The sequence below is a fragment of the Robertmurraya korlensis genome (assembly GCF_023715225.1).
In the GTDB taxonomy this organism is placed as follows: Bacteria; Bacillota; Bacilli; order Bacillales; family Cytobacillaceae; genus Robertmurraya_A.
In genome coordinates this window covers 91,561-103,722 of record NZ_JAMBNS010000002.1, presented here as the reverse complement: position 1 = coordinate 103,722, position 12,162 = coordinate 91,561, and the positions used below count along the sequence as shown (strand labels likewise).

10 protein-coding genes, 1 pseudogene and 1 riboswitch are annotated in these 12,162 nt (G+C 38.7%); of the genes and pseudogenes, 9 read left to right on the top strand and 2 right to left on the bottom strand.

The window, feature by feature from the left end; all coding sequences use genetic code 11:
- Complete coding sequence (locus tag M3175_RS04950) at positions 1-276, bottom strand: ACT domain-containing protein (protein WP_251515521.1); 276 nt, start codon at positions 274-276, stop codon at positions 1-3.
- 91 nt (positions 277-367) lie between these two features.
- Positions 368-445: riboswitch (glycine riboswitch) on the bottom strand.
- A 517-nt stretch (positions 446-962) separates the two neighbouring features.
- Between M3175_RS04950 and M3175_RS04945 the strand changes: the two genes are divergently transcribed.
- From M3175_RS04945 to M3175_RS04935, 3 genes are all read left to right on the top strand, one after another.
- Positions 963-1,934, top strand: coding sequence for an ABC transporter substrate-binding protein (locus M3175_RS04945; protein WP_251515520.1), 972 nt, complete (start codon positions 963-965; stop codon positions 1,932-1,934).
- A gap of 88 nt (positions 1,935-2,022) precedes the next feature.
- Positions 2,023-3,579 carry a sugar ABC transporter ATP-binding protein gene (locus M3175_RS04940; RefSeq protein WP_251515519.1) on the top strand — a complete coding sequence of 519 codons (1,557 nt, stop codon included), beginning with the start codon at positions 2,023-2,025 and terminating at the stop codon, positions 3,577-3,579.
- Entirely contained in the window at positions 3,579-4,556 is a 978-nt protein-coding gene (locus M3175_RS04935; protein ID WP_251515518.1) for an ABC transporter permease, read from the top strand. Before M3175_RS04940 ends, M3175_RS04935 begins: the two co-directional genes overlap by 1 nt.
- Before the next feature lie 498 nt (positions 4,557-5,054).
- Here the strand turns inward: M3175_RS04935 and sstT are convergent, their stop codons facing one another.
- Positions 5,055-6,287, bottom strand: a complete 1,233-nt coding sequence (gene sstT / locus M3175_RS04930; protein ID WP_251515517.1) for a serine/threonine transporter SstT — start codon at positions 6,285-6,287, stop codon at positions 5,055-5,057.
- A 294-nt stretch (positions 6,288-6,581) separates the two neighbouring features.
- Here sstT and M3175_RS04925 point away from each other — a divergent pair, with 294 nt between their 5' ends.
- From M3175_RS04925 to M3175_RS04900, 6 genes and pseudogenes are all read left to right on the top strand, one after another.
- Entirely contained in the window at positions 6,582-6,923 is a 342-nt protein-coding gene (locus tag M3175_RS04925; protein ID WP_251515516.1) for a hypothetical protein, read from the top strand.
- A 247-nt stretch (positions 6,924-7,170) separates the two neighbouring features.
- Positions 7,171-8,163 (top strand): thiamine pyrophosphate-dependent dehydrogenase E1 component subunit alpha, encoded by a 993-nt coding sequence (locus tag M3175_RS04920; protein WP_251515514.1) that lies wholly within the window; start codon positions 7,171-7,173, stop codon positions 8,161-8,163.
- A gap of 33 nt (positions 8,164-8,196) precedes the next feature.
- Positions 8,197-9,225, top strand: a complete 1,029-nt coding sequence (locus tag M3175_RS04915; protein WP_251515513.1) for an alpha-ketoacid dehydrogenase subunit beta — start codon at positions 8,197-8,199, stop codon at positions 9,223-9,225.
- A 26-nt stretch (positions 9,226-9,251) separates the two neighbouring features.
- Positions 9,252-10,487 carry a dihydrolipoamide acetyltransferase family protein gene (locus tag M3175_RS04910; protein WP_251515511.1) on the top strand — a complete coding sequence of 412 codons (1,236 nt, stop codon included), beginning with the start codon at positions 9,252-9,254 and terminating at the stop codon, positions 10,485-10,487.
- A 16-nt stretch (positions 10,488-10,503) separates the two neighbouring features.
- The gene (gene lpdA, locus M3175_RS04905; protein ID WP_251515509.1) at positions 10,504-11,883 is read left to right on the top strand and encodes a dihydrolipoyl dehydrogenase; all 1,380 of its coding nucleotides are present in this window, start codon (positions 10,504-10,506) and stop codon (positions 11,881-11,883) included.
- 45 nt (positions 11,884-11,928) lie between these two features.
- Positions 11,929-12,036, top strand: a pseudogene (locus M3175_RS04900) (butanediol dehydrogenase); the annotation flags it as partial.
- Positions 12,037-12,162: the final 126 nt, after the last annotated feature.

The window sequence follows — 12,162 nt, the reverse complement described above, 5'->3', positions numbered from 1 at the left end:
CTAAATTCTGTGCATCGCTTGAAAAATCTCTTCAAGCTGAATGTTTATTTTTAAATCCATCTCCTGCCCAACTAAATCCAGTTGGTCACGGAGTTTTGACAGATTTTCATTTCCAGTCACGTCAATAATCATCATCATGGTAAAAAAGTCTTGTAAAATAGTTTGGCTGATATCCAAAATATTCATATTATTTTCAGCGAGGATAGTTGTCACTTTTGATATAATGCCAACCTTATCCTTTCCAATCACACTTACCACTGCACGTCTTCTTTCCATTTGTTCCACCTCATTATTTTTTTGAAATAAAAAAAGATTGGAGTATCTCCAATCTCGGGTAAGAAGAGTGTGCAAAAATATTATTATGCAAACATTCTCTTCTGTCCTTTTGCCTGAGATTGTGAATCCTTCGGCGCCGTATACATACGGTCTCTCCAGAAGCTGCTCCGGTAATAGTTTGATCCACTACCATCATGGCGGCTGTATTGAATTAAGTTAGATATTATCAATAAATAATAATTCAGTCAATTAAAATTTGAGAAAAATAAAAAAGACAATACTGATTTTGACTTTTCTGAAAATTAATATTGAAAAATGGTAAAAAAGGGCATATAATCAAAAATGAGCATAAACAATCAAAAACATCCACGTTTATGAATGAATGTAAATGATTTATGAAAGCGCTCTATTTTTGGAGGTGAGGCTTATACATAACAAAGGAAAATCTACTAGATAATGAATTTCTATTCTACTTTACAAAAAAAAGCAAAAAAAAGTACGATTCAGGGGGACCCACGACCAAATGGAAAAAACCCCTAAATCATACCTCTATTTGAGTATGTCTAAAATTCTTTAGAATTTTAGAACTCATTTTTATGGTATGGCAAAACAGACTTTTTTTCAAGGATTGTATTTTAATAAACGACTATTATTCTAGAAAATTATTATATGGAGGTTTTGATACCATGAAAATCTTGAAGAGAGTTCACATTATTTTATTCGTATTACTCTTAACTTTATTAAATGCTTGTAGTAATGGAGAAAGCACTTCTACGAATGCTACGGATAAAAATAATACTGATGATAAAGAAAAACAATTGAAGATCGGGTTGACCGTACCAACTCTAGGGAATCCCTTCTTCGTAGCAATGTCCAAAGGGGCTGAAGAAGTTGCTGCTAAGTATGATGCAGAAGTCATAACAGTGAGTGCAGATCATGATCTGGCAAAGCAAACGGCTCAAATTGAAGACTTTATTACAAAGAAAGTCGATCTCATTTTGTTAAGTCCATTTGATTCGGCTGGGATTGCAGGTGCAGTAAGTCAAGCAAAAGCAGCTGGAATTCCGGTTGTTGCTCTTGACGGTTTTGCAGAAGGTGGAATCGATACAGTTGTGATGTCAGATAATGTTCAAGCGGGGAGATTAGCTGCCGAGTACCTTATTGAGCAACTCGATGGCAAGGGGAATATTGTCATTATTGATGGACCACCTGTGTCTGCTGTAACAGATCGAATTAAGGGCTTTAATGAAGTGATAAGCAAATATCCTGACATTAAAGTGGTTGCTAACCAAAACGGTGAAGGTAACCGTGAGAAGGCGCTTACTGTAATGGAAGGAATATTATCTGCCAATAAGAAAATTGATGCCGTTTTTACCATTAATGACGAAGAAGCTGTCGGAGTACAAATTGCCCAAGAACAAGCTGGAAGAGAAGATGAGTTCTTTCTGGTAAGTGTTGATGGTGCTCCTGCTGCAGTGGATGCACTAAAAAAAGGTGGTAGCTTTGCAGGTACATCAGCACAGTTCCCTAATCAAATGGTGATTGATGGTGTAGCGTTAGCATTAAAAATAATAGATGGTGAAAAAGTCGACTCAGAAGTTCTTATCCCTACTGAATTCATTACTCAAGAAAATGTTGATTCATATAGTGGGTGGTAATCCATACCCCTCGGAATGAAATGATAAACATAGTGCTCTAATATTGAGCACTATGTTTACACTAAATGTAATGTAGGGAGGGGCAGCAATGAACGAAACGAAAAAGCAACAAATGCAGCATCCGTCTAAAAATGAACAACCTATTATGAGTATGAAGGGCGTGGCAAAGCAGTTTTCTGGCGTGAAGGTGTTACAAAACGTTGATATTGAACTATTTAAAGGGGAAGTTCATGCATTAATGGGTGAGAATGGTGCAGGGAAATCTACCTTAATGAAAATAATGGCAGGTGTGTACCAGCCTGATGGTGGATCGATCATCTACAAAGGGGAAGATGTGCGGTGGAATCATCCCATGGATGCTAGAAGTAAAGGCATAAGTGTGATTCATCAAGAGATAAGCTTATCGCCCAACCTATCAATTGGAGAAAATATATTGATGGGTACCTCGTTAAAGAAAAATAGAATGGGTTTAATCAAATGGAATGATATTTATGAAAAAGCTGAAAAAATCTTAACTTCCATTGGTTCTTCATTGGATCCTCGAGCCGATGTAAGTTCATTAAGTGTGGCTCAACAACAAATGGTTGAGATTGCTCGTGCATTATCACTTAACTCAGAAATATTAATCATGGACGAACCAACCGCCTCTCTTACAGATAAAGAAATAGAGAAGCTTTTTACCATCATAGATGAATTAAAAAGAAAAGGTGTGGCGATTGTTTACATTTCCCACCGAATGGACGAAATTTTTAAAATTTCCAATCGTTTTACCGTACTTCGAGACGGTCGCATGGTCACAAGCGGTCCAATCTCGGAAACAAATCCTACTCATCTAGTAAAACTTATGGTAGGACGAGAATTAAATGAGCTGTTTGTGAGAAAGAGAAGCGAAAATGATACAGAAAAGAAAAATCAACAACCAGTACTCGAGTTGAAAGGTGTCTCAGACAAAAAGATCGTGAAAAATGTCTCGTTGAAAATTTATCCTGGGGAAATTGTTGGTCTAGCTGGACTTGTTGGAGCTGGTCGAACCGAACTGGTGAGAACCATCTTTGGATTATCAGAATTGTCTGAGGGCGAAATAATCATAGAAGGCAACTTGGTTCAAATAAAGAATCCTATTGATGCAATAAAGCTAGGAATCGCCCACGTACCGGAAAGCAGGAAGGAACAGGGTTTATTACCAAATCTATCAGTCAAAGAAAATATCATGATGGCACAATACTTCCAGTACCGTAAATTTAGGATTTTGCAATACAAGAAAATCAACCGTGAAGCAGATCGCTATATCCAGGAACTTGGAGTCAGAACTTCATCAAAAGAACAAAATGTAATGGGCCTTAGCGGTGGAAATCAACAGAAAGTCGTTATAGCAAAATGGCTTTCCATTGGTCCAAAGGTACTTCTGCTCGACGAGCCTACACGTGGGGTAGATATAGGTGCGAAAACTGAAATTCATAAGATTATTAATCAACTAGCTGAAAAAGGACTTGCTGTATTGATGATTTCTTCTGAATTACCCGAAATACTTGGAGTAAGTGATCGGATCATAGTGATGCACGAAGGCAGACTAAGAGCCGAACTGACTCATGCGGAAGCCACACAGGAAAAAATCATGTACTATGCTACAGGAGAGGTTAAATGATGAATATAAATGTACAATCTACTAATCCAACAGTAGTTACATTCAAGGATCGTTCCAAACAAGTATTTAATCAACTGGGCATGTTAATCATTCTTGCTTTATTAATCGCAGTTATGAGTGTGATTGCACCAAATTTCACAGATTCAAGTAATATATTAAACGTATTGAAGCAAAGCTCGATTACCGCAATCCTGGCTGCTGGAATGACGGTAGTTATTTTAACAGGTGGGATAGATTTATCTGTTGGATCAACTCTTGCTTTAAGTGGTGTTATATCTGTTTTACTATCAAACGCAGGAGCTCCTGTTGGTTTAGCAATGTTAGCTGGAGCTGGTGTTGGTTATGTGGCTGGGGCGATTAACGGTTATTTAACAGCGGTACCGAAACTACCTGCTTTTATTGTCACACTTGGTAGCATGACATACTTAAGAGGATTGGCTTATGTCATAACAGGTGGTTATCCAGTAGTTTTAGCATCAGAAAAGTTCAAGTTTATTGGAGCAGGTGAAATATTTGGTATACCTACTCCGATTTATATCATGGCCATTGTTTATTTCATCATGTTTGTTATCTTGAAATATACCATGTTTGGACGTCATGTCTATGCAATTGGGGGCAATGAAGAGGCTGCACATCTAACAGGAATTAAAGTGAATCGAACATTAATTAATGTCTATTCAATTAGTGGATTACTAGCAGGTATTAGTGGAGTTGTTATGGCAGGGCGCTTATTTTCAGGACAGCCAATGGTAGGTATCGCGTTTGAACTGGATGCGATAGCAGCAGTCGTTCTAGGTGGGACTAGTTTTGTAGGAGGACGCGGAAGAATACAAGGTACCATTATTGGAGTGCTAATTGTGGCTGTACTTACAAATGGAATGACCTTACTTAACGTAGATTATTACTGGCAACAAGTCGTAAAAGGGATAGTCATCGTCATCGCTGTTCTTCTTGATCGACTACGTAGTAAAAATTAAGAATGGATGAAATAATGGTTGTAGAAAAGGGTACATGCTACGTTTCTAATTAGGAACGTAGCTTTATTTTGTTTAATTCTCCACTATTTTGGTCATAAAGAATAAAAAGTGGATGTGATTACAATGGAAGAACATGAAGGGAATTTTGCTAAAGGATTTACGTGGGCTTTAGTGATTAGTCTTCCAATATGGATAGGGATTTTTGGGATTATTAAATTTATTTCAAAGTAATGCTTGTCGTGTTTAATATTCCTAAGATGTGGGTAAAGTCCAACACGTTAATCTAGGATAGGAGCGGTACATATGACGTTAATATCTAAGATACTGTATAGTTGGCACAATTTTCGAATGAACTATCATTTTTTGTTAGTGGAAAGTTGTTTGGATGATGAGCTGAAAAGAGAGCTAATAATAAAATGGGAATATCATAAAGCTAAGGCAAATCAGTTAAAAAACAACCCCCATTCACTCAGTTGAATGGGGGTTAGTATCATTTAATTACGCAGTAATCTTAACAACTTTACCTTCTTTACGCTTCTTTGCGTATTCAGCAGCTGCTGTATAAAGAACATCAGATGATGAGTTAAGAGCCGTTTCACATGAGTCCTGTACCACACCGATAATGAAACCAACTGCAACTACTTGCATGGCCACATCATTAGAAATTCCAAATAAACTACAAGCTAAAGGAATAAGCAGGAGTGAACCACCAGCAACACCTGAGGCACCTGCAGCAGAAACAGCTGCTAAGACACTAAGGATAAGGGCAGTACCCATGTCTACTTGGATACCTAGTGTGTGAACTGCTGCAAGAGTAAGGACAGAAATCGTAATTGCTGCACCAGCCATATTGATGGTTGCCCCTAGAGGGATAGAGACAGAATACGTGTCCTTATCTAAATTTAGTTTTTCACATAATGTCATGTTAACTGGAATATTTGCCGCTGAGCTACGAGTAAAGAAGGCAGTAATTCCACTTTCTTTTAAGCATTTAAATACTAATGGATAAGGATTTGTACGTATATTTACAAAAACGATGATTGGATTTACCACTAGAGCCACAAAGAACATACAACCAACAAGAACAAGAAGTAATTTTCCATAGTCTAGTAAAGCAGATAATCCGTTTGCTACAATGGCATCATACACAAGTCCCATAATACCAATCGGAGCTAAATTGATCACCCATTTTACAAGTTGAGAAATCGCATTTGAAAAGCTTTCTAACAAGCTTTTTGTTGAGTCATTGGCACTGCGTAGGGCAATACCAAGAAGGATAGCCCATGTAAGAATACCAATATAGTTGGCACTAATTAAAGCATTTACTGGATTGTCGACAATTTTAAATAGCAAAGTTTGAAGTACTTCTACAATGCCACTAGGAGGAGCGATATCTTCTACTCCTGATGAAAGAGTTAAGCTAACCGGGAAGATAAAGCTTGCCACAACCGCAACAAGTCCTGCTAAAAATGTACTTGCAGCATATAACCCAATAATAGATTTCATATTGGTTTGTTGACCACTTCTGTGCTTAGAGATGGCATGCATAACTAGGAATAGAACTAACACTGGGGCAACAGCCTTTAGTGCACCTACGAATAATGAACCGAAAATAGAGACCCATTTTGTCGCATCTGGAATGGCTAAAGCAAAGATGATTCCGATAATCATGCCTACGAGGATACGTTTGACAAGGCTCACTTCGTTCCACTTAAGAAATAGATTTTTCATTTGACCCTCCGATTTTTTATAATATTATGATGAAGACAAAGAACAAAGCTAGTTTGCTTTGCTGCGTTAATACCTGTTAGTTTAACATGAATATTATAAATTGTGAAACAAATTATTATATTGAAATATTCGAATTTTTGTTTAATTTATCTGTATAGTGTTAATAATAAATGATTAAATGTTCAGAAAATTATATAAGTATTCCTGATAGAATAATAATCTGCATTATTAGTGATACAGGAACATCTTGAGTCATACACTTTTCTTAATAGTATTATTAAGGAGATGAAGGGTATGATCCATGAGATGCAAAAAGCACTTCTACTCGCTGAAAATATAAAGGGTTTTATGGGGTATGTTGAAAAACATAAAGACAGCTTCATGGTCGAATCAGATAAATTATATCAGGTAAAACTATTTATTAACGAATATAAATTTAAAATTATTGCGGATGAACTTCAAAGAATCAACCAGTTTGAGTGGGATGGAAAGTACACCTACTATTTAGTTGATAGTTTTCAAAAAGGGCTCATCACTATTGATGAATATGTCCAACATAACTACCATGATTTGTTTGTATTGACTGCCAGACTGTATACACTTAAAAATCTTAGTCATTCTTTTCAAATTCATTAGTCTAGACCTAAGAATAATGAGTAACCTGTGTTCTTTTAGAAAAATAAGTTGAGAATCGTACGCCTCATCGTGCGATTTTTTTGTTTTGAAAAAGAATTAAAGAGACAAATTGAGACATCTGTCTCATTTTGTCTCTTTTTTTATCACTAGTTTCATTTTGAAACCCCTAAAGTATTAGCTTTTCATGTTGGCACAGTTTTTGCATTAAAAATGGATGTAATGAATTTTTCTTAGGAGGTTGAAATAAATGAGAGCATTAGAAACCAAAGATGTGGCTTTAACTAAGGAAAAGGCAAAGTGGATGTATCAAAAGATGTTAGAGATTCGTAATTTTGAGGACAGGGTTCATGAGTTATTTGCACAAGGGATCTTGCCAGGTTTTGTTCACTTATATGCAGGAGAAGAAGCAGTAGCTGTTGGGGTATGTGCCCATTTAAATGATAAAGATAGCATTACAAGTACTCATCGTGGGCATGGACATTGTATTGCTAAAGGTTGCGATTTAAATAGTATGATGGCTGAAATCTATGGAAAGGTGACAGGATTATGTAGAGGTAAGGGCGGTTCTATGCATATTGCGGACCTTGATAAAGGGATGCTTGGTGCCAATGGAATTGTTGGTGGAGGATTTCCGCTCGCTTGTGGGTCAGCTCTCACGGCTAAGTATAAAAAGACTCAAAATGTAAGCGTTTGCTTCTTTGGAGATGGTGCTCAAAATCATGGGACTTTCCATGAAGGTATTAATCTAGCAGCAATATGGAAACTTCCTGTTGTGTTTGTTGCTGAAAATAATGGTTATGCAGAAGCGACTCCTTTTACCTACGCGTCCAGCTGTAAGTCGATTGTTGATCGTGCGAGTGCATATAACATTCCTGGTATTAAAGTGGATGGGAAGGATGTTCTTGCTGTTTACCAAGCGGCTGAAGAAGCAGTTCAAAGAGCAAGACGTGGAGAAGGTCCTACTCTTATTGAGTGCGTCACGTATCGGAATTACGGGCACTTCGAAGGGGATGCTCAAAAATACAAGACAGAACAAGAAAAGCTAGAGCATAAGACTGAAAAAGACGCAATCTTACTCTTTAGAAATCATATTGCTAGCAAACAGATTTTAGCGGAAAAGGAATTAGTTGAGTTAGAAGAATCGGTTGAGGAAGCAGTTAAACAAGCAGTGAAATTTAGTGAAGAAAGTCCATATCCGAACGCGTCTGAGTTATTAACCGATGTGTATGTTTCTTATTAATTAATTTGATCCACATAAAAGGAGGAATTTTTCATGACAAGAAAATTGAGTATGTCAGCCGCAATCAATGAGGCTATGAAACTAGCGATGAGAAAGGACGAAAATGTCATTTTAATGGGGGAGGACGTCGCTGGAGGCGCGCAAGTTGATCACCTACAAGATGAAGATGCATGGGGCGGTGTACTAGGAGTAACAAAAGGACTTGTACAGGAATTTGGTCGTGATCGAATTTTAGATACACCTATTTCTGAAGCAGGATATATGGGTGCTGCTATGGCTGCCGCTTCTACAGGACTCAGGCCAATCGCGGAGCTCATGTTTAATGACTTCATCGGTAGCTGCTTGGACGAAGTGTTAAATCAGGGTGCCAAATTCCGCTACATGTTCGGTGGAAAAGCACAAGTTCCTGTAACGATTCGGACAATGCATGGAGCTGGTTTTAGAGCAGCAGCCCAACACTCGCAAAGCTTATATGCTCTATTTACTGCAATTCCTGGAGTAAAAGTCGTTGTTCCATCCACACCATACGAAGCGAAGGGATTATTACTCGCTTCCATTGAAGATAATGACCCGGTCATCTTTTTTGAGGATAAAACACTTTATAACATGACAGGTGATGTTCCAGAAGGATATTATACGATTCCATTAGGAAAAGCAGATATCAAGCGCGAAGGTTCAGACGTGACGATCGTTGCAATCGGTAAGCAGGTGCATACTGCATTAGAAGCTGCATTCACACTTGCAGCAAAAGGAATTGAAGTAGAAGTCGTAGACCCTCGTAGCTTATCACCGTTGGACGAAGAAACGATTCTTTCATCGGTAGCAAAAACGAATCGACTTATTGTGATTGATGAAGCAAATCCAAGATGTAGTATTGCGACAGATATCGCAGCGCTTGTTGCAGATAAAGGTTTTGATACTCTTGATGCACCAATTAAACGGATCACTGCACCGCATACTCCAGTACCATTCTCGCCTCCATTAGAGGACATTTATTTACCGAAGCCAGAACGTGTGGTCAAAGTGGTGTCTGAATTATTAGGTACACCAATCGAAGTATAGATAGAGAGCTGGAAGGAGAGAAAAACATGGCGGTAGAAGTCGTAATGCCCAAACTGGGGATGGCAATGAAAGAAGGAACTGTTTCCGTATGGAACAAAACAGTTGGTGATACGGTCGGAAAAGGTGAACCGATTGCTAGTGTAAGCTCCGAAAAAATCGAGATTGATGTTGAGTCTCCAGCAGAAGGAACCGTTTTACAAATTGCGGTTCCTGAAGGCGAAGGAGTTCCTCCTGGTACAGTTATCTGTTATATCGGAAGTCCAGGAGAAAATATAGCATCTAACACGAAATTACAAGAAACAGAAGGTGAAAATGTAGCTTCTTCTTCTTCTGTGCAACTGGAACAAACGGAGCCTAAAAAATTAGCGCGAACAGCTCGCGATCGTATAAAAATATCTCCAGTTGCTAGAAAAATGGCTGAGGCTGGGGGATTGGACATTGAAAGTATGCAAGGAACAGGGCCAGGAGGCAGAATTACGAAGGAAGATGTACAAGAAGCATTAAAACAGGCACGGTCAACACAAGTTAACAAGGTAACTAAACCTGAACAGATTTCAGTTGAAAAGGTAGAAGAAAGTCAACAAATTCCTGTTACCGGTATTCGAAAAGTGATTGCAGAAAGAATGTATGAAAGTCTCCAAAAATCTGCTCAGCTGACCATTAACATGAAAGTGGATGTATCAAAATTAATTGCCTTGCAAAAGCAAACAATGGAAACGGTTCAATCTCAATATGACAATAAGCTTACCGTTACCGATTTTATCGCAAGAGCTGTAGTTCTTTCGTTAAAACAGCATGAGCAAATGAATAGTGCTTATATTGAAAACAAGATCCATTTATATAAGCAGGTACATCTTGGTATGGCTGTGGCCCTTGAAAGAGGATTAGTCGTTCCTGTAATCCGAAATGCTGATCAATCAACTCTTATTGACCTATCTAAAAGTATTAAAGCACTAGCGAAGAAGGCTAGGGAAGGGCAGCTTAGTCAAGATGAAATGCAGGGTTCCACGTTTACGATTAGTAATCTAGGTGCTTATGGAGTCGACCATTTTACTCCTGTATTGAATCCACCGGAAGCAGGGATCCTTGGTGTTGGTGCTGTGTATGATACCCCTGTATTTGTTGGCGAAACTATCGAGAAAAGAAGTATCTTACCACTTAGCTTAACGTTTGATCACCGTGTACTCGATGGAGCTCCGGCTGCTGCCTTTTTACAAACGGTGAAAAAGCTTTTAGAAAATCCTATTACTATGCTGTTTTAGAAAGAAGGGGGTTCTTTTGACAAGGATTATGATTATTGGAGGAGGACCTGCTGGTTATGTAGCTGCGATTACGGCTGCCCAGCAGGGAAATGAAGTAACTCTTATTGACCAAGGTCCCTTAGGGGGAACTTGTTTAAATGAAGGATGCATGCCAACGAAGTCTCTTCTCGAAAGCGCAGAGGTATTTAGTCAGGTTAAGCATGCAGGTGAGTTTGGCATAAGGCTCCCGGTAGGTAAAATAGAGGTTGATTGGCAAAGTATTCAGCAACGGAAAAACCAAATTGTTTCCACTCTTGTTCAGGGGATTCATTATTTAATGCGAAAAAACAAAGTGAAAGTGATCAATGGAAAAGCTACCTTTCTTACCAGCCAAGTGGTTCGGGTAGAATCGGAAGGGATACAACAAGAAGTTTCTGCCGACAAAATCATCGTTGCAACAGGCTCGGAACCAGTTGCTTTGCCTTTTGCTCCTTTTGATGGTAAGTGGATCCTTCACAGTGGTCACGCCATGTTGATACAGGAGGCTCCTGAATCGATGGTGATTATTGGTGGAGGGGTGATAGGCTGTGAGTTTGCTAGTGTGTACAGTAGATTGGGTACGAAGGTGACTATAATTGAGATGTCTTGCCAGCTATTGCCGGGTGAGGATGAAGAGGTGGCGGCCATCTTACATAAGCAGCTTGAAGATGATGGGGTCACTGTTCATACATCAACAGCCGTTAAGGAATTACAAAAAGAAAATAAGAAAGTGATCTTTGAAAACGAAAAAGGGTCTAAAGAGTTATATGCAGACCTTGTTCTTGTTTCAATTGGTCGAAAACCGAGAGTACAAAATTTAGGCCTGGAACATATCGGGCTTGATTTTGCCAATAAAGGAATATTCGTGAATGAGTGCATGGAAACGAATATTTCAAACATCTATGCCTGTGGGGATGTCATTGGTGGGATTCAATTGGCACATGTAGCTTTCCACGAAGGAACTGTGGCAGCATTACAAGCTTGCGGAGAGGAGGCCAAAGTCAATTATCGCGCTGTGCCTCGCTGTATTTATACTTCACCTGAAATCGCTAGTGTAGGGTTAACGGAAAAGCAAGCAAGAGAACAATACGGGGATATCCGAGTAGGTGTGTTTCCATTTGCTGCGAATGGAAAGGCACTCATTTCAGGTAAGCAGCTTGGAAAAGTAAAAATATTAATCGAACCAGAGTTCGGTGAAATCATTGGAGTATCTATTGTAGGAGTGCATGCGACAGAACTCATTGGTCAGGCGGCGGTTATGCTTCACGCCGAAATGACAACGGATTTATTAGAAAACTTTATTGCTCCCCATCCCACGCTTTCAGAGGCGGTCCATGAAGCCGTGTTAAATGCCATTGGTCATGCGGTACATGTTTAAATAATAGGAGGAATGGTAATGAGAACTGCTCTCTGGTATAACAGAAAAGAGATCTCTAAAAAGATACCCCTAAATCAAATTGTCGCTGAAGGGTTTGAAGCTTTAACGAGTAGCAAAAATCAAATAAAGATTTTAGTAGATCCTTTTAAGTAATTACTAAGCCTTTGCGTTAAATCGCAAAGGCTTTATTTTTTGGATATTCTAGATACGACTGATTACTTATTGAAAGCGGATACAACCTTTACTATAATGATAATTGGACAGTTATCCCTTCATAGG